The organism is Nonomuraea coxensis DSM 45129, assembly GCF_019397265.1.
Taxonomy (GTDB): Bacteria; Actinomycetota; Actinomycetes; order Streptosporangiales; family Streptosporangiaceae; genus Nonomuraea; species Nonomuraea coxensis.
Genome location: NZ_CP068985.1, coordinates 1,080,647 through 1,104,779, shown reverse-complemented (window position 1 = coordinate 1,104,779; position 24,133 = coordinate 1,080,647). Strand labels below are relative to the sequence as shown.

The window sequence follows — 24,133 nt, the reverse complement described above, 5'->3', positions numbered from 1 at the left end:
ACTTATTGGACTAGACCACTGGTCAGGACGCCTTCGCGACGGCCGCCATCAGCTCCGGCAGGCGGGCGAAGCCGATCCGCGCCGCGAGGCGGCGGCCGAGGACCTCGACGAGGAGCCCGTAGAAGGGGGCCGCCACGCTCACCCACAGCAGCCCGAACGCCAGCGGCACCAGGAACGGCAGCGACAGCAGCGCGATGCCGGCCATCGCCCCCATCGACGACGCGAACGCCTGCCCGCCCTGGCCGGGGGCGGCGCTGCTGAAGGCGTTCATCCGCTCGGGCACCCCGTACGGCAGCACCACGCTGGTCACCGACCCGACGCCGAGCCCGATGCCGAGCGCGCCCCACCCGGCCAGCATCGCGGGCAGGATCGAGCCGGGATGCCCGGTGAACAGCCCGGTGGCGGCCGCGATCACGGCCAGCAGCGGCGTCGCGATGAGCGCGTTGGCGAGGTGGCGGCCGGCGAGGTCGGTGCCGAGCCCGCGTTCGGAGCCGAACGTCACGGCGTTCATCCAGAGCGAGCGGCCGTCGAAGCCGAACGTGTTGCCCGACTGGAGAGCGATCATCAGCGCGCCGAAGGCGGTGATGACGATCGGCAGCGCCGGGCCCGGCCCGCCCTCACCGGCGGTGCGGCCCAGCGAGAACGACAGCACGAGCGTGACGACGACCGCGCTGAACCAGCCCACGCGGAACCGCGGCTCACGCCTGATGTACTTCAGCTCCTTGCCCACGACGGCGGCGAGCGGCCCGTCGGGCAGCACCCGGTCGATCCAGCCGCTGTCCTTGCGCACCGACGCCGCCTGCGTGGAGACGTCCGGCGTCACCAGCGCCCGGCTCAGCGCCTTGATCCACAGCCAGCCGATCGCCGCCGTGAGCAGCGCCAGGAACGCCAGCTCGGCCAGGCCGGCCAGGCCGCCGTCGGCGATCGCGTGCGCCGCCATGCCGGGCGGGGTCCAGCGGAGCACGCCGGCCAGCCCGTGCAGCAGCGCCGCCGGGTCGCCGAACCCCCGGTTGATCAGCAGGTTGGGGAGCTGCGCGAGCAGCACGACGAAGAGGGCGGCCACGGCCAGCACGTCCCGGCCGCGCCGGGTGCGGAGCCCGCTGGACAGCGCCGTCGTGATCAGGCGCGAGGTCACCACGCAGAGCGCGAACTGCAGCAGCACGGCGGGCACGCCGAGCAGCACGCCGCCGATCCCGGCCGGCAGCGCGATGAGCGCGCCGGCGGTGACGGCGAGCATCGCGAGCGGCCACACGCCGGTCACGGACGCGGTGAACATGCCGACCGCGAGGCGGCGCGCGGGCAGCGGGAACAGCGCGAGCTTGGCCGGGTCGAGCGTGTCGTCCAGGCCGAAGGCCAGCAGCGGCACGATCATCCAGGCGAGCAGGAACAGCGCGAAGGCGACGATCACCAGCTCGACGGCGAGGTCGCGGGGCGCGAGCCGCAGCAGGCTCATCAGGAGGAAGCCGAGCACGGCCGTGCCGAGCGCGACCACGGTGGTGAGCAGGAAGCCGAGCTTGCGCTGGAGGTCGCCGCGCAGGTTGCCGGCGAGCAGGCGCAGCTTCAGCCGCGCGAAGAGCGCCACCGTGCTCACGGCGCGTCCTTCCCGGACTCGCGGACGGGAGCGGGCTCAGGGACGGGAGCGGGCTCAGGCGCGGGGGCGGGGGCCGGTTCCGGGGGGCGGGCCTTGGCGCCGAGCCAGGTCAGGGCGCCGCCGTGGGCGTGCCCGGTGCCGCCGACCAGCTCCAGGAACGCCTCGTTGAGCCGCCGCCCGTCGCGGACCCGCTCCAGCGGCCCCTGCGCCACGATGTGCCCCTGGTTCATCACCGACACCCAGTCGCACAGCCGCTCGACGAGGTCCATCACGTGGCTGGAGAAGATGACGGTGGAGCCGGAGGCCGTGAAGCCGCGCAGCACCTCGGTGAGCGTGTTGGCGCTGACCGGGTCGACGCCCTCGAACGGCTCGTCCAGGAACAGCACCGACGGGTTGTGCAGCAGCGCCGAGGCCAGCCCGATCTTCTTGCGCATGCCGGTGGAGTAGTCGACGACGAGCTTGTCCGCGGCCCCGGTGAGGTCCATCACGTCGAGCAGTTCCTCGGCCCGGCGCTCGACCTCGGCCTTGGGGAGGCCGCGCAGCCGCCCGGAGTAGATCAGCAGCTCGCGCCCGGACAGCCGCTCGAACAGCCGCAGCCCCTCGGGCAGCACCCCGATGCGGGCCTTGACCTCGACGGGGTCGCGCCAGACGTGGAAGCCGTCGATCTCGGCCGTGCCGCCGTCGGGGCGGAGCAGCCCGGTGATCATGCTGAGGGTGGTGGTCTTGCCCGCGCCGTTGGGTCCGACCAGGCCCGCGAAACTGCCGGCCGGGACGACGAGGTCGACCCCCGCCACCGCGATCTGCTGCCCGTACCTCTTGAACAGGCCGTGAGTGCGTACGGCATCCGTCATGGATCCACTCTAGGAGGAGGTACTAGCCTTGCGCGCATGAGCGCAGCCGCCGAGTCACCACGGGAGCAGCCGGACAAGCCGGATATCCATACGACCGCCGGGAAGATCGCCGACCTGGAGCGCCGGCTGGACGAGGCGGTGCACGCCGGGTCGGCAGCCGCCGTCGACAAGCAGCACGCCAAGGGCAAGATGACCGCCAGGGAGCGGGTGCTGGCGCTGCTGGACGAGGGCTCGTTCGTGGAGTTCGACGCCTTCGCCCGGCACCGCTCGACGATGTTCGGCCTGGACCAGCGGCGGCCGTACGGGGACGGCGTGATCACCGGGCACGGCACGGTCGACGGCCGGCAGGTCTGCGTGTTCTCCCAGGATGTGACGGTCTTCGGCGGCTCGCTCGGCGAGGTCTACGGCGAGAAGATCGTCAAGGTTCTCGACCTGGCGCTCAAGACGGGCTGCCCGATCATCGGCATCAACGAGGGCGGCGGCGCGCGGATCCAGGAGGGCGTGGTCGCGCTCGGCCTGTACGCCGAGATCTTCAAGCGCAACGTGCACGCCTCGGGCGTGATCCCGCAGATCTCGCTCATCATGGGCGCGGCGGCCGGCGGGCACGTCTACTCCCCCGCGCTGACCGACTTCGTGGTGATGGTGGACCAGACGTCGCACATGTTCATCACGGGGCCCGACGTGATCAAGACGGTGACGGGCGAGGAGGTGACGTTCGAGGAGCTCGGCGGGGCGCACGCGCACAACACGCGGTCGGGCGTGGCCCACTACCAGGCGGCCGACGAGGACGACGCGCTCGACTACGTGCGGGCGCTGCTGTCGTACCTGCCGTCGAACAACCTGGACGAGCCCCCGGCCCAGCCGGCCGCCGCGGACCTCGATCCCGATCCCGAGCTGGACGAGCTGATCCCCGACGCGCCCAACCAGCCGTACGACATGCACCGGGTGATCGAGCGGGTGCTGGACGACGGGGAGTTCCTGGAGGTTCACGGGCGGTTCGCGCCGAACATCGTGGTCGGCTACGGCCGGGTGGACGGCCGGCCGGTGGGTGTGGTGGCCAACCAGCCCATGCATTTCGCGGGGTGTCTGGATATCAACGCATCCGAGAAGGCAGCCCGCTTTATTCGAACATGTGATGCGTTTAATATTCCTATCCTGACTTTTGTCGATGTCCCGGGTTTCCTGCCCGGCACCGATCAGGAATGGAACGGAATCATCCGGCGCGGCGCCAAGCTGCTCTACGCGTACGCCGAGGCCACCGTCCCGCTGGTCACGGTGATCACCCGGAAGGCGTACGGCGGCGCGTACGACGTCATGGGCTCCAAACACCTCGGCGCGGACGTCAACCTCGCCTGGCCCACCGCGCAGATCGCGGTCATGGGCGCGCAGGGCGCGGTCAACATCCTCTACCGGCGCGAGCTCGCCGCCGCCGAGGACCCCGACGCCCAGCGCGCCAGGCTCGTCACCGAGTACGAGGACACGCTGGCCAATCCGTACATCGCCGCCGAACGCGGCTACGTGGACGCGGTGATCCGGCCGTCCGAAACCCGCCCGCAGGTCGTCCGGGCGTTGCGCGCCCTCCACAACAAGCGCGCCACGCTCCCGCCCAAGAAGCACGGGAACATCCCGCTGTGACCCCGCGACCGGCACCCGCGCTGCGCGTCGTCCGCGGCGACGCCACGCCCGAGGAGCTCGCCGCCCTGGTGGTCGCGCTGGCCACCCGGCAGGCCCCACCGGAGCCCGCTTCCCAGCCCCCGCCCCAAACATGGCGAAACCCAGCTAGAGGGATGCGTAAGCCTGTCGTCCCAGGGAAGTCGGCATGGCGGATGAGCGCCCTGCCCTAGATAGATCCTGGGAATCGGGTGTCAAGTTCCCCGGGAGTTGGGACTATCTAGAGAAAGTAGGCGTATATAGTCAGCCGATCAACTAACACCGCGGCCTGGAGGACGACATGGCCATCCCAGACCTCATGCCGCATCCTGTGGCAGCCAAGTACGCAGTCCTGGTGGATGTCGGTTATCTCTACGCGGCGGCCGGTGAAGTGCTGCTGGGCGCGAAGGAACGCAAGGAATATCGGGTGGCCGCAGATGAGCTCATCCAGAGTCTGCAGAAACATGCAGAGGAACGTATTTCTGGCGAACTCTTGCGGATCTATTGGTATGACGCCGCCCGCGACCGGGTGCCCACCGTCGATCAGCGGGTCATCGCCCAGCTCCCCTGGGTGAAGGTACGGCTTGGCAACCTCAACGCCCGTGGCCAGCAGAAAGGCGTGGACGCCCAGATCAGGAGCGATCTGGAGGCGCTGGCCAGGCACCACGCGGTCACCGACACCATCCTGCTGGCCGGCGACGAGGACATGGTCCCGGCGGTGGAGGCGGCGCAGGCGTACGGCGTCCGCATCCACCTGTGGGGGGTCGAGCCCCCATACGGCACCAACCAGGCCGAACGCCTGGTGTGGGAGTCCGACACCGTCGAAGTGATCTCCGCTGATTTCCTGAGGCCCTTTTTCAGCCGTGCTCCGCAGCCCGTGGCGGTCGCCCCGCCGGTCACGCCGTCGCCCGCCCAGGTCTTCGCCGGCCGCGCGCCGGTCAAACCGCACGCCAAGCCCGGACAGGTCGCCAAGCTCGGCCCGAGCCGCCCGCGCGTCGAGGACGTCGGCGAGCACGTCGCCCAGAAGTGGATCCTCACCCGCGGCCGGGACAACATCCGCGACCTGCTGCCGGGGCCGATCCTGCCGACCGTCATCGACACCGAGCTGCTGATCGAGGCCGAGAAGGAGCTCGGGCACTCGCTGCGGCCCTTCCCCGAGGCGCGGGTGTGGCTGCGCGACGGGTTCTGGGCGCGCGTCTACCGGGAGTTCGACCTGGGGGTCGGCGTCTCCTCCAAGTAGCTCCACGTCGCGGACGATCAGGTCCGAAAACCGCCGGTCGCCGCCTCCTGGCAGCGCGTACCGTCGAAGTATGTCTCCACTGGAGCTGGACTTCGACTCCTGTTACCGGGCCGTCTCCGCCAGGGACGCCCGGTTCGACGGGCGCTTCTACACGGCGGTGACGACGACGCGCATCTACTGCCGGCCGATCTGCCCGGCGCGTACGCCCGCGTCCAGGAACGTACGTTTCTACCGGCACGCGGCCTCGGCCGAGGCGGCCGGGTTCCGGCCGTGCAAGCGCTGCCGTCCTGAGCTGTCGCCCGGCGATCCCGGCTGGGACCTGCGGGGCGACCTCGTGGGCCGGGCGCTGCGGCTCATCGACGACGGCGCGGCCGACGAGCAGGGCGTCGCCGGGCTGGCCAGGCGGCTGCACATCACCGAGCGGCACCTGCACCGGCTGTTCGTGGCCGAGCTGGGGGCGGGACCGCTGGCGGTGGCGCGGACGAAGCGGCTGCTGCTGGCCAAGCAGCTGCTGACGGAGACCGCGCTGCCGATCACGGACGTGGCGTTCGCGGCCGGGTTCGGCAGCGTGCGGCAGTTCAACGCGACGATGCGGGAGACGTACGGGTTCACGCCCAGCGAGCTGCGCGCCACGGCCGGAGGCCGGCCGGCCGCCGTGCCGGACGCCGCCGGGGCCGCCGCGCCGCTGCGGCTGCGGCTGCACCGGCGGGAGCCGTACGACGTGGACGCGGTCCTCGCGTTCCTCGCCGCCCGGGCGATCCCGGGGCTGGAGAGCGCGGACCGGACCTCGTACGCGCGGGCCGTCCCCGGCGGGACGATCACGCTCACGCCCAGGCCCGGCCACGTCGCGCTCGATGTGGCGGTGGCCGACACGCGGCAGCTCGCCCGCGTCGTGGCCCGCTGCCGCCGGCTGCTCGACCTCGACGCCGACCCCGAGGCGATCTCCGAGGCGCTCGGCCGGACCTCGCTCGGGCCGCTGGTCGCGGCCCGGCCGGGGCTGCGGGTGCCGGGGACGTTCGACGGGTTCGAGCTGGCCGTGCGGGCGGTCGTGGGGCAGCAGGTCTCCGTGGCCGGGGCCCGTACGCTGCTCGGCCGCATCGTCGCCCGCGCCGCCGCGCCCGGCGGCCTCTTCCCCACCCCGGAGCACCTGCTGGAGACCGACCTCACCGGGCTGGGCCTCACCGGCCGCCGCATCACCACACTCAAGGAGCTGGCCGCCCGGATCACCGAGGGCCACCTCGACCTCGACGGCGGCCAGGACCCCGCCGAGGCCGTGGCGGCGCTGCTGGACGTGCCCGGCATCGGCCCGTGGACCGCCGGCTACGTCGCGCTGCGGGCGCTGCGCGACCCCGACGCCTGGCCCTCGGGCGACCTGGTGCTCAGGAAGCGGATGGCCGCCCTGGGCATCGCCGACGACGAAACCGAGCGGTGGCGGCCCTGGCGGGCCTACGCCGCGCTGCACCTCTGGAGCTCATCATGATCGCTGCACAGCTCGTCCCGACCCCGATCGGCCCGCTCGCGCTGCTGGCCCGCGACAAGGTGCTGGTGGCGGCCGGCTTCACGGCCGACCCCGAGCAGATGTTCGCCCGGCTCGCTCCCGAGCTGCGCGCGGAGGGGCTGGAGGTGGTGGACGACCTCGGGCCGGCCGTGGACGCGGTGCGCGCGTACCTGGCGGGCGACCTCGGCGCCCTGGACGACGTACCGGTCGAGCAGCCCGGCTCCCCCACCCGCAGGCGCCTGCACGCCGCGCTCCGCGAGGTCCCGGCCGGCACCACCGTCTCCTACGCCGAGCTGGCCGAACGCGCCGGCCTCCCCCGTACGGCGGCCCGCGCGGCCGGCTCCGCCTGCGCCCAGAACCTCATCGCCCCGTTCGTGCCCTGCCACCGGGTCCTGCCGAGCACGGGCGGCTACGGCGGCTACTACTACGGCGTCCCGGTCAAGGAATGGCTGCTCGCCCACGAATCAGGACGAAAGGATAACTTCATGTAATGGATCAATCACATTAGGTAATGTGTTCGGCATGTCCCCCACCCAGGAACATGAGTTCCTGCTCGAACTAGTACGGAACCGCCCATCGCTGGTGGCCACGCTGCTCACCGAGATGGGCGTGTCGGTGCCCGCCTTCGACGAGGCCCGGCTCGAAAGCCCCGACTTCACCGACTGCGTTCCGACGGAATACCGCGCGGACTCGGTCGTGGTCCTGGCCGGCGGCAAGCCGCTGTCCGGCATCGTGCTGGAAGTCCAGCGCGCCTACCGCGAAGAGAAGACCTGGTCCTGGCCCGTCTACCTGGCCACGCTACGGGCTCGGCTCAAATGTCCGTGCACCTTGCTCGTCTTCTGCCCGGACACGCGGGTGGCGGTCAGGTGCGGCCGGCCCATCGACATGGGTCACCCGGGATGGTCCCTCCGGCCGATCGTCATCGGCCCTGAACAGGTTCCGATGATCACCGACCTCGAAAGGGCCATCGCCGAGCCGGAGCTCACCGCTCTCTCCGCCATCGTGCACGGCCCGACCGAGGAGGGTTTCAAGGTCCTGCAGACATTCCACGATGCGCATGAGCACCTGCCCGAGGAGCTCAAAAGTTATTCTGACCTCGTGCTCTCGGTGCTGCCGGAGTTCGTCGTCGCCAAGTTCAAGGAGATCTCGATGACCATGGGCACCTACTACGAGCCTCGAAGCAAGCTGGTCCGCGAGTGGGTCGACCACGGCATCGCGCAGGGGATCGCACAGGGGGAGGCCAAGGCCGTTCTGCGCATCCTCGAAGGGCGGGGGCTCACCGTGCCCGAGGAGGCGCGGGAACGCATCCACACCTGCGAGGACCCGGAGCTCCTGCTCGCCTGGGTCGACAAGGCGCTCACCGTCGCGAGCGTGGACGAGCTCTTCGAGGAGGAGGCCGGTTCCGGTCACTGAGGCCGGACGTTGCTCTGGATCTCGCCGACCGGCACGTCGCGGGTCGTGCCCACCTCCACGGGGGCGAACTGCGCCGCCACGTCCCCCTGGACGGTGACGGGCCACACGGTGGTGACGGTCAGGGTGTACTTCTCCTGCGGCTGGTCCACGGACGAGCGCAGATAGCGCACGCCGCAGGAGAACGTGCCGCCCTTCACGTACGGCTTGCCCTGGGCGCCGCAGCCGCTCACGGTGACCTCGGCCCGGTCGCCGCCGGTGCCCGGGTCGATCTTGATCTCCTGGAGGGTGGCGACCACGGTCGCGCTCATCACGCCGGGGATCGTCGCCGTCACCGACCTGGTCGGCGCGCCGATGCCCTCCAGCCACACCCAGGTCGGGAGGTTGACGTAGCTCTTGGCGTCGGGGCTCAGCCGGACCGTCGGCTCGGGCACGGTCAACGCGGCCCGCGCGATCTCGGCCAGCTCCTGGACGGTGATCCCGGACGGCGGCGTGGTGCCCGGCGGCACGAAGACGAACGGGTCGAGCGCGCCGAAGCACGCCTCGCCCTTGGGGTCGGCCGCGTTGTACGCCGGCCCCCACCAGCGGCCCTGCTGCCCGATCCGTTCCCTGAACTGCTCCAGGAACTTCTCGAACTTCTCCGCGGTCGCGTCCTTGCTGAACCTGAAGAAGTACGCGCGCAGATCCTCCTGCGTCTTCAGCATCTCCTGCGCGTCCAGGCCCGGCTCGTACCAGCAGGGCCGTTTGAGCACGTAGCCGTCGGACTTCCCGCCGCGCGCGCCGTCGCCCGAGATGACGATCTTGGAGTGGGAGAGCACGACGCCTTTCGTGCGCCCCTGGTCGATCGTGTCACCCGTCGGGGGCGCCGCCGTCGTGCCGGCGAGCATCAGCAGGCCCGCGACGGCCACGGGAAGGAGGGGGTTCATGCCGGGCACCCTTTCAAGTCGTAGCGGATGCCTCTGATCCGCCACACGCCGTCGTCGCCCCGGTGCGCGATCAGGGCCTGGAGGTAGGGGGCGCGGACCCATGAGGGGCGGGGCGAGACGGCCTTCCCGGTACGTGACGAGACGACCCGCGCGCCCGTCTCGTCCACGCACACGTTGACCTGAGCGCCTTTGCCCATCTTCGCGGCGACGCGCAGGTCGTAGAGCCGGGTGACGCCTCGCACCGTCTGCTCCCTGTCGGTGTGGTACTTCAACCAGTCGTACGCGGCCGGGGCGGCGGAGAGTTCGAACTCCACGTCCCGCAGGTATCGTTCGTCGCCGGCGACGAGCGCCTTCCGCATGGCCACCATGTAGCCGGCCATCAGCTTCACCAGGGGATCCCGTTCGGCGGGCCAGTCGATCTCGACCCGGAACCTGCCGCCGCCCATGGTGACGGTCTGCTTGCCGTCCTCGGCCGCGGCGGTCTCGTCAGGGGTCGTCTCGTCGGGGGTCGTCTCGGGCGCCGCCGCCCGCGCGGTGCCGCCGCCGCCCGCCGAGGGCTCGCCCCCCGGCGAGTACGGCCGTTCCTGCTGGCCGCAGCCCGCCAGGACCAGCAGGACCAGCAGGACCAGCGCCATCGCTGCTCGTCTCATGCGGATGACTCCCTCACGACGTGGATGCGCCACGTGGGCAGCAGTTCTTCGATCAGCGCCTCGGTCTCCGGGGCGAGCGCGCCGCCGTACGGGTGCGAGGCGGCCCGCCGGGTCAGCGCCTCGACGACGGCCCGCAGCCCGACGCCGTCCTGGGTGGCGTGCGTGGCCCGCAGCAGGTCGCGCCAGAGCCCTTCGTCGTCGGCGGCGAGCAGCAGCGCCTGGCGGACCGCGGCGACCGCGGCGTCCGGCCGGTCCTGGGCGAGCCGGAGCTCGCAGAGCTGGTGGGCGGCGTCGGCCACGCCGGCGGCCACGTCGTACTCCAGGGCCTCGGCGGCCAGCCAGGCGTACCTGCCGGGCGGCCTGCCGGCCAGCAGCGGGCCCCTGACCAGGCCGAGCGCCTTCTCCAGGAGGACGGGCCGGGCCATCGCGTCGTCGCGGGCGCGGCGGACGAGCTCGCGGAACAACATCCAGTCCGTACGCACCTCGGGCCCCAGCCGCAGCCGCCCGGCCTCGTCCGTGAGCAGGTGGCCGGGCCCCAGCCACTCCGCGACCCGGGCGATCGTGGCGTCCCTGACCAGGTCCTGCACGCCGCGCGGCCACAGCACGCCGCCGAGCACGACGGGGTGTACGCCGCCCGGATGTGTGGCCAGGTAGACGAGCATCTCGGCGGCCAGCGCCAGCCGGCCCTCCTCCAGCGGGCGCAGGCCCCGCACCTCGACCGGGCCGAGCAGGCGGATCTCGACGGCCGGCGGGTGCAGCCCCACCAGCGGCTCCGGCTCGGGGATCGGCTCGCCCTCCATGCGGCCCGCGGTGCGGAAGAGGTCGACCAGCGCCCGGTAGTGGCGGCGGGGCAGGAGCTGGGCCTCGACCTCGAAGCCGAGTTCGGCGATGCGGGCCTTGCCGTCGTCGGTGATCTCCAGGGTCCAGGTGGCGTGGGGGATGTCGCCGGCCACCACGTACCCGGCGGTGTCCCTGCGGGCCAGCAGCGCCAGCCGGCGGGCCTCCTCGTGCGTGGGCGCGACCGCCGACAGCAGGTAGTGGGCCTCGCGCGGGCTGCCGGTGACCCGGCCGGTCAGCACCTGCTCGCGGGGCGCGGCGGCGGCTTCCAGCTCGGGCAGCACCTCGGCCAGGCCGCCGACGGCCCTGATCCGGTCGGGCGCGATGGCGGTCAGCTCCTCGCCGAACCCGACGAGCGTCACCCGCATGCGGTCGGACCAGCGGTTCGTGGCCAGCTCGACGGCGATCGCGGCCAGCGCGGCCGTGGTCTGCGGGCCGCGTACGTTGATCAGGCCCTGCGCCGCCTCCAGGTCCACGAGCACCCGGCCGCCCGCGTTGACGCCGATGGACACGAGCCCCGGGTACGGCGCGCCGCCCGGCTGGTCCTCCAGCAGCCGGCCCTCGTGGGCGGGCAGCCGCCACACCTGGCCGCCGTCCTGGGCGACCCAGGGCGCGGGCGGGTCGGGGTCGGGCGGGTGCACCCACAGGTCGAGCGTGCGCGCGGACAGGTGGGCGGCGTACACCGTGGGCGGGGTCCGGTGCCGGGCGGCCAGCTCGGCGCCGAGCAGCCGCAGGCCGATGTCGAGGATGCGGGCCCCCGGCGCGTCGCCGCCCAGCCGGAGCGCGACCTCGGCCTCGGCGGCGTCGCCCTGCGGGCGGGCGATGCGGCGGCCGGGCAGCCGGTTCCACAGCTGCTCGCGGCGGCGGCGGGAGAGCACGAACAGCAGCCCGGCGGCGGCCAGCGAGGCCGGGGCGAGATAGTCCATGAGCGTGCCGGACTGCGCCTCGCGCGCCACCGGCTGCTCCCGCCGCCGTTCCTGCTCGGGCAGCCGGCGTTCCTGCTCGGGCAGGCGGTGCTTGGCGCCGCCCCTGTTCTCGGTGCGGCGCTCGACGTCCTTCTTCTGTTCGGCCTGCCGCTCGGCCCGGTCGGCGCGCTGCTCCACCGAGCGGGGGACCTCGGCGCGGCCCGGATGGTCGCGTAATGTCTGCTCGCGCGGCTGGCCGGCGGGGACGGTGTGCGTGTGGCGGGCGTCGTCCGGCATGTCGAGCACCCAGCCGGGCCTGATCAGGTCGGCCATCCGCAGGCGGGAGCCGTCCGGCTGCTCCTTGGCCTGGTTGAGCCGGTAGATCTCGTGGTAGCGGCGGCCGTCGCCGAGGCACTTCTCGGCGATCTCCCACAGGCTCTCGTGGTGGCGCCCGTGGGGCGGCTGCACCACGTACACCTTCTTGGTCTGCTGGGTGTCGAGCGTCGCCTTCTCGACGATCGGCGCCGAGTACGCCACCGCGGTCATCGGCGGCGGGGCGGGCGCCGGCGCGAGCTTCGCGATCGGCGCGACCATGGCCCCGGTGGTGAACAGCAGCAGCACGGCCCCGACGAGCTTGTTGGCGAGCGCCTGGGTGCCTCCGGACATCGGCACGCGGGCGGGCATGCCGATCCTGCGGACGCCGGCGTACACCTCGACGAGCACGCACACGAAGAGCTGGAACCAGGCGAGCCACACGAGCAGGACCAGCACCGCCGTGATCGTGCTCGGCCCGGCCTGGCTGAGCAGCGTCCGCACGTCGAACTGGGCGGGGTCGATCGGCGGCCCGACGAACCTGAGCAGCGCGTACGGCACCCCGCCCACGAGCGCGACCAGCAGGACCAGCGCGCCGAGCCCGGCGAGCACGTCGCCGGGGCCGCGCCTGGCCGGGATGCGCGCGGGGCTGTGCCGCCCGTGGGCACGCCCCGCGGGACGCCCGTGGGGACGCGCTGGCTCTCGCGTCGGCATCGCCTCTCCTTTCGCCCGCCCAGCGTCGTGCCTCGCGCGTTCCGCGTGCCACTGAGTGGAGCCTTTCGGTCTATCTCGCTTGGGGCGCGGCGGTGGCCTCGCCGGTCATCTCCGATCCGGGGAACCCGATCGCGCCGAGGAAGAACGCCTCCCAGCGCACCGACACACTGACCGTCACCTGCTCCTGCTCCACCGAGCAGCGGCCGGCGCGCACGTCGCCGCCCTGGGAGGCGACGATCTCGCCGGCGCGGGCGCACACGCGGTCCTCGCCGAGCAGCCGGGTCTCGCCGCTGGTGCGCAGCAGGTCCTCGTCGATCTGGTCGGCGCCGGCCCGCGCGGCCTGCTCGGCCACGTCGGCGGCCCGCAGCCGGGCGTTGATCGCCCCGCCGCCGTCCACCAGCAGCCCCGCCAGGAGGAACGCGACCACCGAGAACAGCACGGTGAACACCGACATGGACCCCCGCTCGCTCACTCGACCCTCCTGAACCGCTCCAGCGGCACGACGGCGGTGCCGGTGAGCCGCTTGGCGCCGAACCCGAGGAAGTCGAGGTCCAGCTCGCAGGTGACGACGGCCTCGACCTGCCCGCCCTGCTCCCACGCGGAGCCGCCCAGGGACACGGCCGGCGACCCGCAGGGGCCGGTGAGCGTGGCCTCGGCGATGGCGTCGGCGGCCCCCTGGGCGTCGTCGAACGTCCGCTGCACGGAGGCGGCGCGGGCGGCGTCCCTGGCCGCGCCGTTGACCCGGCCCTGCGACTCCACCAGCACCCCGGCCCCGGCCAGGAACATGAGGAACAGCAGGAACACCGGGGCCAGCATGACGGTCTCCACGGCCATGGACCCGCGCTCGCGATCGGCTCTCACTGGCAGTCCTCGCCCCCGTTGTCGGGCCGGAAGCACTCGACGGGCCCGCCCGCCGTCGCGCTGATCGTGAACGTCAGCGACGGCAGCAGCGGGATGACCTGCACGGCGCTGCCCGTCACGGTGACGAACCGCTCGTCGGGCTCCCTCTCGGACGTCGTGGCGGTCGCGCCGCCGAGCAGCCGCGGCCCGACCGCGCGGACGATCTCGGTCGCCTTGGCCGTGGCGGCGCCCTCCCAGGCGGCCGAGTCGATCGGCGACGCCCTGGCCACGCGCGCCCCCTCCTGGGCGGCCGCCTCGGCGACCTGACGCGCGTGGAACCAGAGCGCCACCTGCACGATGAGCAGGGCCACCGCGAGGATGACCGGCATGAGCAGCGCCAGCTCGACCGCGCTGGCGCCACGCTCCCGGGCCGGGCGGCGGCGGCGCGGGCTACTCGTCGCCGCCACCGCCGCCACCGCCGCCGAAGCTCTGCTCGATCTGGCCCTGCTGCTGCTCCACCAGCGTTCTGATCAACGTGGCCAGCCCGAGCGCGACGCCCGCGATGATGGCGGTGATGATCACCCACTCGACGGCGGAGGCGCCCCGGGTGGGCGCGGTCCTGGCCCGGTGGACGCGTACGGCGAGGCACGCACGGAGATAGACGATCCAGGGATGGTTCATGAGACCCCCAACATCTTCATCGCGGCGGGATAACTGAGAAAGATCACGAAACCGGCGCAGAGCAGGAGCTGGGCGACGAGCATCGACTGCGAGCGTTCGCCCGCGCGTCCCTCGATCTCGGCCAGCTCCCGGCGGCGCAGGGTGGCGGCCCTGGCCGTGAGCGACGAGCGCACCTTGGCGCCGTCGTCGGCCACCAGGCCGAGCGCCGCCGACAGGTCGCGCAGCTCGTCGACGTTGATCTCCTCCCCGAGCTGGCCGAGCGCCTGCCAGGGGGTGATGCCGACGATCCGCGCGCCGCTCAGCGCGTCGCGGATGCGGCCCATCGCCCAGTTGGGCTGCTCGCCGCTGATCGTGACGGCCATCATCAGCGCCTCGGGGACGCCGCGGCCGCCGGCCAGGTTCATGGAGACGAGGTCGAGGAACGCGCCGACCACGTGGCGGAAGTCGCGCCTGCGGGCCGCGGCCTCCTTGCGGATCTGCAGGTCGGGCAGGAAGAAGAAGACGACCGCGGCCAGCACCGCCACCCAGAACGGGATGGCCGGCGAGCTGCCCCAGCCCATGAGCACCAGCCAGCCGAGCAGCAGCGGGAACGCCAGCAGGCCGGCGGCGCCGAGGAGCGCCTTGGTCGCGAGGAACGCCTCGAAGGAGCGGCCGAGCAGCGCCAGGTCCGATCGCACGGACCTGACCTCCCAGCCGCGCGCGGCGTAGAGCGCGGCCAGCCGTACGCCGAGGTTGCGGCGGAACGCGCCGACCTCCTCCTCGGGCAGCATGAGCTGGATGCGCGGCGCGCCGGCGTCCTCGCGGACGGCGTCCAGCGCGAGCAGCCGCGCCACCAGCCCGGGACGGGCCGGGAAGATCGCGCGTACGAGTACGAACAGCCCGAGCCCGAGCGCGGCTCCGGCCAGCGCGCCCTCAACCATCGCCGCCCCTTCCCGTCAGCAGCCGCGTCGGCTTGTCGAACCCGGCCAGCCGGCGCATCCACGCGAACCCCGCGCCGAACAGCGCGGCGACGACCACCAGGACGGCCTGGCCGAGCGGGTCGTCGTACTCCTCGACGTAGTCGCCGTTGAACAGCACGAGGAGCGCGGCGAAGCCCAGCGCGGTGATCACCACGATCTGCACGCTGCGCCGGGTCGCGCGGCGCTCGGCCTCGACGCGGCGGCGCATGTCGAGCTCCTCGCGGGCCGAGACGGCGAGCGCGCCGAGCACGTCGCGCAGGCCGGGGCCGCGCAGCTTGGAGTTGAGCATGAGCGCGGCCACCACCAGGTCGGCCGACGGGTCGTCGAGCTCGTCGGCGAAGATCGCGAGCGCCTCGGGCAGCGCCATCCTGGTGTGCAGCCGGTCGATCATGGCGCGCAGGTGCGGGCGGAGCGTCGGCGCGGCGGCCCTGATCGACGACGGGATCGCCTGCTCCAGCCCGGCCGCGCCCGCGATGGTGTCGCGCAGCGACTCCGTCCAGGCGGCGAGCCCTTCGAGGCGGCGCATCGCGGCCCGCTCCTCGGCCGCGCCGCCCGACAGCCCACGCCAGGCGAACACCAGCAGCACGGTGCCCACCGCCGCGACCGGCCACCGGGTGATGAGCAGGACCAGCGAGGCGCTCACGGCGGCGACCGCGCCGCGCGTGGTCAGCATCCTGACCAGGTGGCGCTTGGGCTGCGGCGGGCGGGGGCGCAGGCCGTACAGGGAGAGGACCAGCAGGAACAGGCCGCCGCCCGCGAGGGCGCCGGCGAGCAGGGCGAACGGGTCCACGGTCAGGCCCATCGGTCACCATCCCCCCGGGGTGTAGCCGTGCGCCATGAGCTCGTCGAGGCACGAGACGGGCGCGTGCGGCACGGCGGAGCCGTCGGGGCCCGGCGCGAAGACCTCGCTCGACAGGACGCGGCCGTCGCAGCCGTTGACCTCGCGGACGCTGGAGACGTAGCGGCGCAGGGTGCCGCCGCGGTGGTAGTCGTTGCGCTTCTCGACGAAGACCACGAAGTCGATCGCGCCGGCGATGAGCATGTGGGTGGCGTCGATGGGCAGGCGCTCGCCGGCCTGCAGCGCGTACGTGGCGATGCGGTTGAAGACCTCCATGCTGGAGTTGGCGTGGATGGTCGACAGGGAGCCGTCGTTGCCCTGCGTCATCGCGTTGAGCATGGTGACGATCTCGTCGCCGAGCACCTCGCCGACGATGACGCGGCTGGGGTTCATCCGCAGCGAGCGGCGGACCAGCTCGGCCATGGAGATCTCGCCCTGGCCCTCGGAGTTGGGCAGGCGCTGCTCGAAGGCGACGACGTTGGGATGCAGCTCGGGGAACTGGTCGAGGCCCAGCTCCAGGGCGCGTTCGACGGTGATGAGGCGTTCGGCGGGCGGGATCTCGTTGGCCAGCGCCCGCAGGAGGGTGGTCTTGCCGGCGTTGGTGGACCCGGCGATCATGATGTTCTTGCGGGCGGCGACCGCCGCGCTGAGGAACCTGCCGAGGTCGGGGCCGACCGTGCCGTTGCCCACGAGGTCGCTGAGGAAGACCTTGCCGAGGCGGGCGCGGCGGATGGAGATCGCGGGGCGTACGGTGACGTCCATGACCGCGCTCAGCCGCGAGCCGTCGGGCAGGCGCAGGTCGAGCTGCGGGTTGGCGGTGTCGAACGGCCGGCTCGACAGCCCCGAGTACGCGGCCAGGATCTGGATCAGCTCGACCAGCTCCTCGTCGGACTCGGCGACCGGGTCGTGCATGAGCTCCTGGCCGTCGGCGTAGCTGACGAAGACGCGGTCGCAGCCGTTGATGTCGATGTTCTCGACCTGGGCGTCGTCGAGCAGCGGCTGGAGGCGGCCCACGCCGAACAGCGCGGCGTGGATGCCGGCCGCCAGCGCCTCCTCCTCCTCGACCGTGGGCGGCGTGCGGCCGGAGCCGATCTCGCCGCGCGCGTGCTCCTCCAGGACCTGCGAGATCAGCGCCCTGGCGAACTGGCGCTCGTCCTCGCCGGTCATGGCGGGCAGGCCGTTGGCCTGGTCGAGCCGGCGCTGGTGGGCCAGGCGGTCGCCGACCTCCTGGCGGAAGCGCTTGACCAGCAGGTGATCGATCATCGGTGGCTCACCAGCCTCGCCGCGAGGTCGCGGGCCGTACGGATGAGGAGGGAACGGTCGAGCCGGCCGCCCCACTGGCCGCGCAGCAGCTCGGCGCCCTTGGGATCGTGGGCCAGGCCGTAGACGAACTGCACGCTCGGGCCGACGATCCTGCGTACGTCGTCGATGGAGGCGCGGTAGGCGCGCGGGTCGGCGATGACGACGACGCCGTGTGCCTTGGTGACCTGCAGGCGCTCGCGCAGGTGGGCGACGTGGTCGAGGGTGGCCCGGGTGAGCAGCACGACCTGCTCGGCCTCGGCGAGCAGGTCGCCGAGCTGGGGGTGGGCGCCGAGCCTGCCGCAGTCGGCGATGACGTCGGCGTCGGGGATCGCGGCGAGCGCCCGGCCGAGCGGGCCCCACAGCCAGGTGAGCCCGGCGGCCTGTTCGGCGTGGGTGAGCCCGGCCAGCACGTCGAGCCCGCCGATGATCTTCTGCGTGTGCTGGTGGATCTGGGCGGGCTCCAGGCCGCGCCGGGCGGTGGCGCCCAGGGTGAGCAGGCCCTTGCCGGGGTTGAGCACCCCGCCGTCGGCGGCGGGCAGGCGGTAGGCGAGGTCGCCGCCGGCCGGGTCGCACTCGGCCAGCAGCACCGGCCGCGGCCACACGGCGGCCAGTGCCGTCGCGGCCGTGGTGACGCCCGGCGCGCCCTTGTCGGCGGCCAGCACGATCAGTCCCACGTCAGCGCGCTCCCGGAAGCTCGGCGACGGCGATCTCGCCGCTGGAGGCGAAACCCACTATTTCCGGTGCGGCCGATGAATCCACCACCACCGTGATCTGGCCTGAATTTCCGGACCTGGACTTGTCGCCGCCGGCGGAGAAGACGAGCGCATTAGCGGCGAGCACGCGGGTTTGCCCCTGACTGGTCCGGCTGGGCACGTAAATGACCTGAACGCGGTCGCCCTGCTGAATGCCCGCCGGCATTTGGCCGGGTTTCAACGACAATCCGACGGTGGCCTTTCCCTCGCCCAGCTCGGTGCTGGCGCGGGCGCCCATCCGGTTCGTCAGCAGGGTGCCGGGGAGGATCGTGACCGTCGCGAAGCTGCGCGTCACCAGCTCGCGCTGCGACCAGCTCACGTAGTCGACGCCCTCGCCGGCGACCTTGACCTCTTCGAGCGCCTCGGGCGGGAACTTCTGACCGGCGCCGACCTGCTGGACGACCCGGATGGCCGAGACGCGGCCGCCGCTGTTGAGCACGAGCAGGGTCGTGGCGAGCGCGCCGCCGAGGATGAGCAGGACGGCGAGCGCGGCCAGGGCCGGCTTGCGTTCTCTGGGTGGCACGGGGAGCTTGCGCGAGGCCGGGCCGGACAACCCCGCCGCCGCGTTGACGGCAGGCTTTTCACTGGTCCTCATGGGTGGGGGGCTCCCAAAGTGAATTAAGGAATCCCCGCCATTATGTGGGGCATGTCGGGGCGGCGTGGCCGGAATGCGAGGACCAATGCTCGTTTCGCAGGTGGCGAGATGTCAAGCGGCGGTCAACGATGCCTGTTGTTTCTATCCGGTTGACGGAACGGCATTTTCCCCCTTATTGCCGCCACTTCCGTCACATAGGTCACTCGGCTCGCGCGCGTTTATCCACAGAACCGCGTTCTCATGCCGGTGACGTCAACCGGCGGGTCTAATCTCGCCGCGGGCGTTACCTTGGCGCCCGGCAGCCATGCCGTCCGGCGTCCGTGCCGCGGCATCCACGCCGTCCGGTGTCGAGCGAGGGGACCCAAGCCATGCGGATCATGCTCACCGTGCTCGGCGGGCAGGGCGAGCGCGACGTCGTGATCGACGGCGACGACGACGCCACCGTGGCCGCCGTCGGCGCGGCGCTCGGCGACCCCGCGCCCCTCGCGCAGGTCGTCCGGCTGTCCAGGCCACGCGCCCCCTACGGGCCGGCGACCGGCGCCGACGCCGTGCGCGTGCCGCCGCCGCGCCGGGCCGAGCCCGCCGGCCCGCTCACCGGCCACGAGCCGGTCGTGTGGCGCGACGGGCGGCCGCTCGACCCGCGCGCCAGGGCCGCGTCCGTGCTGCGCGACGGCGACAAGGTCACCCTCGATCCCCGCCTGGCCAGGGCCACCGTCGTCGAGGAGCCAGGCGGGGTGGCCGAGGTGCGGGTGGTGGGCGGGCCGGGGGCGGGGGCCGTCCACCGGCTGGGGCTCGGGGCGCACGTCATCGGCGCCGACCCCATGTGCGCGATCGCCGTCCCCGATCCCGCGCTCGCGCCCGAGGCGGTCACCGTCCGCGTGACGCCCGACGCGATCACCGTCGAGCGCACCTGGCGGGCCCGCGACGAGGCCCCCAAGCCCAAGCTCAAGGGGCGGTGGGCCGACGAGGTGGCCGAGCTGACGGCGCGGGTCGCCGAGCGCGAGGCGGCCGAGCACGCCGCCGGCTACACCGAGGTGCCCGAGCTCGACGGCCGGCCGCTCACCGAACCCGTCGCCTGGCTCGACCAGGCGGTGCTCACCTGCGGCTCGTCGGTGTTCGTGCTGACCGCGGTCGAGCCCAAGGACGCCCACCTGGCGCCGCTCGGCGAGGGCGGCGTGGCCTACAACCGGCCGCCGCGGCTGCGCAGGCCCGAGCCCCAGCGCGCGTTCGTCCGGCCGAAGGAGCCGTCCAGGAGCGAGGGGATGCGGCTGCAGCTGCTGGCCGCGTTCCTGCCGGCCGTGCTGGGCGTGACCCTCGCCCTGGCCCTCCAGGTTTGGTACTACCTGCTCGTCGCCCTCATGACGCCGGTCATCATGATCGGCCAGTGGTGGAGCGACCGCCGCCACGGCAAGAAGCAGCACAAGAAGGCGCTCAAGGAGCACCGCGAACGGCTCGCGGAATACGACGCCGCCGTCGAGCGCGCCCGCGTGGCCGACGAGGCCGCCCGCCGCGCCGACGCGCCCGACCCCGCCCAGGTGCTGCTCACGGCCACCGGGCCGCGCCGGCGGCTGTGGGAGCGCCGCATCCACGACTCCGACGCGCTGCGGCTCCGGGTCGGCCTCGCCGACCTGCCCGCCGACCTGCAGCTGACGGAGGAGCAGGGCGGGCCGCTCGACCCGCCGACGTGCCGCTCGGTTCCGGTCGCGCTGCCGATGCGGCGGCTCGGAGTGGCCGGCGTCACCGGCCCCCGCGCGTTCGCCGGCGGCCTGGCGAGCTGGCTCGTCGCCCAGGCCGCCACCCTGCACAGCCCGCGCGACCTCGCCATCGTGCTCATCTCGGCGCACCCCGACGCCGAGCGCCGCTGGGGCTGGCTGCGCTGGCTCCCCCACTGCGGGCCGCGCGGCGGCGAGGAGTGCCTGGCGCTGATCGGCGTCGATCCCGAGTCGGCCACCCGCCGCGTCGCCGAGCTGGCCGCCCTCATCGACGAACGCCAGAACACCAAGATCCCCGAGCTGGGCAAGATCCCCACCGGCTGGGACGACCTCGGCGGCACCGGCGCCGACAAACCGGCCTTCTCCTCCTACGACGTACGCCCCTACGACATCCTGGTGATCCTCGACGGCGCCCAGGTGCTGCGCGGCCTGCCGCACATGCCGCAGGTGCTGCGCCAGGGGCCGCGCTCCGGCGTCTACACCCTCGCCATCGACGACGACCAGCGCCTGCTGCCCGAGGAGTGCCAGACGGTGGCGGCGTGCGGCCCCGACGGGCTGGTCCACCTGCGCGGCGGCGGCCTCGACGTCATCGGGCCCGTGCTCGGCGACTCCGTCTCCCCCGCCTGGTGCGACCGCCTGGCCCGCGCCCTCGCCCCCATCCGCGACGTCAGCCGCGACGCCCCCGGTGGCGACCTGCCCGACGCGGTCCGCCTGCTCGACCTCATGAGCCTGCCCAGCCCGTCAGGCCCGGAGCTGGCCGCCCGCTGGCGGCCCCGCGGGTCCACGCGGGCGCTCATCGGCGTCGGCCCCGACGGGCCGTTCTCGGTCGACCTCGGGCTCGACGGCCCCCACGGGCTGATCGCCGGCACCACCGGCGCCGGCAAGTCCGAGCTGCTGCAGACGCTCATCTGCGCGCTGGCCGTCGCCAACCGGCCCGACCAGCTCACGTTCGTGCTGATCGACTACAAGGGCGGGGCCGCGTTCAAGGAGTGCGTACGCCTGCCGCACACGGTCGGCATGGTCAGCGACCTCGACGGCCATCTGACACAGCGGGCGCTCGACTCGCTCGCCGCGGAGATCCGCCGCCGCGAACGCCTGCTGTTCCAGGCGGGCGCGAAGGACCTCGACGACTACACCGGGCCCGTCTCCCTGCCGCGGCTGGTGCTGATCATCGACGAGTTCGCCGCGCTGGTGGCCGAGCTGCCCGACTTCGTCACCGGGCTGGTCGACATCGCCCGCCGCGGCCGCTCGCTCGGCATCCACCTGATCCTCGCCACGCAGCGGCCCGCCGGGGTGGTGACCGCCGACATCCAGGCCAACACGTCGCTGCGCATCGCGCTGCGGGTGACCGAGCCCGCCGAGTCGTCCGACGTCATCGACCTGCCCGACGCCGCCCAGATCTCCAAGAACACCCCTGGCCGGTGCTACGTGCGCTCGGGGGTGGGGGCGGCGGTCGCCGTACAGACGGCCCGCGTCGGCGGCCGCAGCCCTCTGCCCGCCGCCGGAGGCGGGACACCGGCCGCGGACGTCCGGGTGATCGACGTGAGCTGGCGCGCCCTGGGCCGGGCCCTTCCCCGGGCGGCGAGGACCGAGGAGGAGTCCACGGTCACGGACCTCACGCTGGTGGCCGACGCCCTGATCGAGGCGGCCCGGCTGACCGGCGTCCCACCCCAGCCCAGCCCCTGGCTCGACCCCCTCCCCACCCTGTTCGTCCTCCCCCTGCCGACGCCACGCCACCGCGCCGTCTCCGGAGCCGGGATGCCAGGCGACACCGCTTGGGCACCCTCCTCGGACGGCAACGCCGCTGAGCCGAGGGGCCATGGCACCGGAGCCCCCGGGCACCACACCTCCACCCGAGCACCTGGGCACGACGGCACTGCAGGAGGATCGGAGCGCGACACCGGCGGTGTGCCTGCGGACGGCGGTCCCGGCGGTCCCGGCGGCCCTGGCGGTCCCGGCGGCCCTGGCGGGGCGCCGTTGCAGGCGTCGGGGGTGCCCTTCCGGGGTGACCCGCTTCAGGCGCGGGCCAGTGTGAAGGGCTCGGGGCAACCGTTGTTCGACAGCTCCGGCCGCCCCGGCAGGGCGAACGTCCACCCGGCGTCCGTGACCGGAGCACCCCCTGTGTCCCGGCCTGAGCCGAACCCACCGTCCGGGTTCGGCGCCCCGCCCGCCGCCGGCCCGGCAGCCGCCGGCGCCCGATCCTCCGCCCGCTCTGCGGATTCCTCGGTCACCGGCTTCGGCGCGGGCGTTCAATGGGCGGAGGAGGGGCCGTTCACCGAGGTGGAGCCGGTGCCGTTCGGGATCACCGACCGGCCGTGGGCGCAGGACAGGAAGCCGCTGACGCTGGACCTGGCGCACGGCGGGCACCTGCTCATCGCGGGCGCCGCGCGCAGCGGCCGATCCACGGCGCTGCGCACGATCGCCGGCTCCATCGCCGCCCACGTCTCTCCCGCCGACGTCCACCTGCACGCGATCGACTGCGGGTCAGGCGCGCTGCTGCCGCTGGTGGCGATGCCGCACTGCGGCGCGGTCGTGACCCGGGACCAGCTCGACCGGGTCGAACGCCTGCTCACCCGGCTCCGCGCCGAGGTCGGCCGCCGCCAGCAGCTCCTCGCCGAGGCGGGCCACGCCTCGCTGGCCGAATACCGGCAGGCCGGGCATCGGCTGCCCTGGCTGGTGTTCATGCTGGACCGGTGGGAGGGCTTCGTGGCCGCCTTCGAGAGCTACGACTACGGGCGGCTGATCGAGGCGCTGCTGCAACTGCTGCGCGAGGGTCCGGCGGTGGGGCTGCGGGCCGTGATCACCAGTGACCGGTCAGGGCTGCTGGGTCAGGTGTCCACGGTGTTCGACGACCGGCTGCTGCTGCGGCTGTCCGACTCCGCCGACTACGGGCTCGCCGGGTTCCCGTTGAAGGGGCTGCCCTCCTCGGTGCCGCCGGGGCGGGCCCTGTCCCTCGGCGATCATGGCATCGTCGAGCATCACATCGCTCTGCTCTCCCCTGATCCGGCCGGGCCCGCGCAAGTGGCGGCGCTGCAGGCACTCGCCCGTGCCGTCCCCGCCCCGTACGAACCCGCCACCGGCACGGAGCCAGGCACAGGGGCCGGCGCGGGCGTGGGCGGGGCGGGGCACGCGGTCTCGTCGGGCGCGGGCCGGGGCGGGTGGCGCTGGCCCGGGCAGCCGCCGTTGCGGGTGGACGCGCTGCCGATGCGCATCACCGTGGCCGAGACGTTCGACCTGGATCCGTCGTTCAGGCCGCCGTCGCCGCTGTGGGCCCTTGTGGGCGCAGGGGGCGACGCGCTGGCGCCGCTGGGGCTCGATCTGCTCGCCCACGGCCCGGCCGCCGTGATCGCGGGGCCGGCCCGCTCGGGGCGCTCGTCGGCACTGCTGACAGCCGCCCGGTCCCTGATCAAGAGGGGGACGCCGGTCATCGCCGTCACGCCCCGCCGCAGCCCGCTGCGGGGACTGGACGGGGTGCTTGCGGTGCTGGACGGCAACGCGGGCAACCTGGCCGAACTCGTCGCCGACCTGCACGACTACGTCGTCCTCGTGGACGATGCCGAGCTCGTCAACGCCGACTCCCCGCTGGGGACGGCGCTGGAGGAGGTGCTGCGTTCGGGGCGGGACGGCGATCACGCCCTCCTCGTCGCGGGCACGACCGGGGACCTGGCCGTCGCCTACCGCGGGTTCGTCGCCGAGGCGCGCAAGTCCCGTACGGGGGTGCTGCTCGCGGTGCAGGGGCAGACGGACGGGGACCTGTTCAACATCCGGCTGCCGCGGGGCACGGTGGGCGGGCCGCCCGGTCGCGGCTTCCTGGTGACGACCGGCACCATCACCCCCATCCAGGCGGCCCTCCCCGACCCTGTCTGAACG

The 24,133-nt window shown here is 73.3% G+C and carries 21 protein-coding genes; 7 read left to right on the top strand and 14 right to left on the bottom strand.

Features of this window, described 5'->3' with window-relative positions:
* Positions 1-22: 22 nt before the first annotated feature.
* Together Nocox_RS05660 and Nocox_RS05655 are read right to left on the bottom strand one after the other, a co-directional pair.
* Entirely contained in the window at positions 23-1,591 is a 1,569-nt protein-coding gene (locus Nocox_RS05660) for a hypothetical protein (protein WP_020545784.1), read from the bottom strand.
* Positions 1,588-2,442, bottom strand: a complete 855-nt coding sequence (locus tag Nocox_RS05655) for an ABC transporter ATP-binding protein (protein WP_020545785.1) — start codon at positions 2,440-2,442, stop codon at positions 1,588-1,590. Before Nocox_RS05655 ends, Nocox_RS05660 begins: the two co-directional genes overlap by 4 nt.
* A gap of 36 nt (positions 2,443-2,478) precedes the next feature.
* Between Nocox_RS05655 and Nocox_RS05650 the strand changes: the two genes are divergently transcribed.
* The 6 genes from Nocox_RS05650 to Nocox_RS05625 all read left to right on the top strand — a co-directional run bounded on the left by Nocox_RS05650 (position 2,479) and on the right by Nocox_RS05625 (position 8,243).
* Positions 2,479-4,077 carry an acyl-CoA carboxylase subunit beta gene (locus Nocox_RS05650; RefSeq protein WP_020545786.1) on the top strand — a complete coding sequence of 533 codons (1,599 nt, stop codon included), beginning with the start codon at positions 2,479-2,481 and terminating at the stop codon, positions 4,075-4,077.
* Positions 4,074-4,286: an acyl-CoA carboxylase subunit epsilon gene (locus tag Nocox_RS05645; RefSeq protein ID WP_033410519.1), complete on the top strand. Its 213-nt coding sequence runs from the start codon at positions 4,074-4,076 to the stop codon at positions 4,284-4,286. The genes Nocox_RS05650 and Nocox_RS05645 overlap by 4 nt, the downstream gene beginning before the upstream one ends.
* Before the next feature lie 107 nt (positions 4,287-4,393).
* Positions 4,394-5,332, top strand: a complete 939-nt coding sequence (locus Nocox_RS05640) for an NYN domain-containing protein (RefSeq protein WP_026214889.1) — start codon at positions 4,394-4,396, stop codon at positions 5,330-5,332.
* 70 nt (positions 5,333-5,402) lie between these two features.
* A complete protein-coding gene (locus Nocox_RS05635; RefSeq protein WP_020545789.1) occupies positions 5,403-6,812 on the top strand; it encodes an AlkA N-terminal domain-containing protein in 1,410 nt (469 codons plus the stop codon).
* A complete protein-coding gene (locus Nocox_RS05630) occupies positions 6,809-7,321 on the top strand; it encodes a methylated-DNA--[protein]-cysteine S-methyltransferase (protein WP_020545790.1) in 513 nt (170 codons plus the stop codon). Before Nocox_RS05635 ends, Nocox_RS05630 begins: the two co-directional genes overlap by 4 nt.
* Before the next feature lie 31 nt (positions 7,322-7,352).
* Positions 7,353-8,243 carry a hypothetical protein gene (locus Nocox_RS05625; RefSeq protein ID WP_026214891.1) on the top strand — a complete coding sequence of 297 codons (891 nt, stop codon included), beginning with the start codon at positions 7,353-7,355 and terminating at the stop codon, positions 8,241-8,243.
* Here the strand turns inward: Nocox_RS05625 and Nocox_RS05620 are convergent.
* The 12 genes from Nocox_RS05620 to Nocox_RS05565 form a co-directional block, all read right to left on the bottom strand.
* Complete coding sequence (locus tag Nocox_RS05620; RefSeq protein ID WP_157383320.1) at positions 8,237-9,166, bottom strand: hypothetical protein; 930 nt, start codon at positions 9,164-9,166, stop codon at positions 8,237-8,239. The genes Nocox_RS05625 and Nocox_RS05620 overlap by 7 nt on opposite strands.
* The gene (locus Nocox_RS05615; RefSeq protein WP_157383321.1) at positions 9,163-9,816 is read right to left on the bottom strand and encodes a hypothetical protein; all 654 of its coding nucleotides are present in this window, start codon (positions 9,814-9,816) and stop codon (positions 9,163-9,165) included. Before Nocox_RS05615 ends, Nocox_RS05620 begins: the two co-directional genes overlap by 4 nt.
* Positions 9,813-12,584, bottom strand: coding sequence for a bacterial transcriptional activator domain-containing protein (locus tag Nocox_RS05610; RefSeq protein WP_063711687.1), 2,772 nt, complete (start codon positions 12,582-12,584; stop codon positions 9,813-9,815). Before Nocox_RS05610 ends, Nocox_RS05615 begins: the two co-directional genes overlap by 4 nt.
* Before the next feature lie 70 nt (positions 12,585-12,654).
* Positions 12,655-13,056: an Rv3654c family TadE-like protein gene (locus Nocox_RS05605; RefSeq protein WP_051112695.1), complete on the bottom strand. Its 402-nt coding sequence runs from the start codon at positions 13,054-13,056 to the stop codon at positions 12,655-12,657.
* Complete coding sequence (locus Nocox_RS05600; protein WP_157383322.1) at positions 13,053-13,445, bottom strand: TadE/TadG family type IV pilus assembly protein; 393 nt, start codon at positions 13,443-13,445, stop codon at positions 13,053-13,055. The genes Nocox_RS05605 and Nocox_RS05600 overlap by 4 nt, the downstream gene beginning before the upstream one ends.
* On the bottom strand, positions 13,442-13,891 hold the full coding sequence (locus tag Nocox_RS05595) for a TadE family protein (protein ID WP_033410527.1): 450 nt from the start codon (positions 13,889-13,891) through the stop codon (positions 13,442-13,444). The genes Nocox_RS05600 and Nocox_RS05595 overlap by 4 nt, the downstream gene beginning before the upstream one ends.
* Positions 13,875-14,105: a hypothetical protein gene (locus Nocox_RS05590; protein ID WP_020545798.1), complete on the bottom strand. Its 231-nt coding sequence runs from the start codon at positions 14,103-14,105 to the stop codon at positions 13,875-13,877. Before Nocox_RS05590 ends, Nocox_RS05595 begins: the two co-directional genes overlap by 17 nt.
* Positions 14,102-15,025, bottom strand: coding sequence for a type II secretion system F family protein (locus tag Nocox_RS05585; protein WP_020545799.1), 924 nt, complete (start codon positions 15,023-15,025; stop codon positions 14,102-14,104). Before Nocox_RS05585 ends, Nocox_RS05590 begins: the two co-directional genes overlap by 4 nt.
* Positions 15,018-15,866 (bottom strand): type II secretion system F family protein, encoded by an 849-nt coding sequence (locus tag Nocox_RS05580; protein WP_020545800.1) that lies wholly within the window; start codon positions 15,864-15,866, stop codon positions 15,018-15,020. The genes Nocox_RS05585 and Nocox_RS05580 overlap by 8 nt, the downstream gene beginning before the upstream one ends.
* A gap of 3 nt (positions 15,867-15,869) precedes the next feature.
* Positions 15,870-17,165 (bottom strand): TadA family conjugal transfer-associated ATPase, encoded by a 1,296-nt coding sequence (locus Nocox_RS05575; protein WP_020545801.1) that lies wholly within the window; start codon positions 17,163-17,165, stop codon positions 15,870-15,872.
* Positions 17,162-17,878, bottom strand: coding sequence for a hypothetical protein (locus Nocox_RS05570; RefSeq protein WP_020545802.1), 717 nt, complete (start codon positions 17,876-17,878; stop codon positions 17,162-17,164). Before Nocox_RS05570 ends, Nocox_RS05575 begins: the two co-directional genes overlap by 4 nt.
* 1 nt (position 17,879) lies before the next feature.
* On the bottom strand, positions 17,880-18,551 hold the full coding sequence (locus tag Nocox_RS05565; protein WP_020545803.1) for a hypothetical protein: 672 nt from the start codon (positions 18,549-18,551) through the stop codon (positions 17,880-17,882).
* 368 nt (positions 18,552-18,919) lie between these two features.
* Here Nocox_RS05565 and Nocox_RS42785 point away from each other — a divergent pair, with 368 nt between their 5' ends.
* The gene (locus Nocox_RS42785) at positions 18,920-24,130 is read left to right on the top strand and encodes an FtsK/SpoIIIE domain-containing protein (RefSeq protein ID WP_020545804.1); all 5,211 of its coding nucleotides are present in this window, start codon (positions 18,920-18,922) and stop codon (positions 24,128-24,130) included.
* The last annotated feature ends 3 nt before the right edge of the window (positions 24,131-24,133 follow it).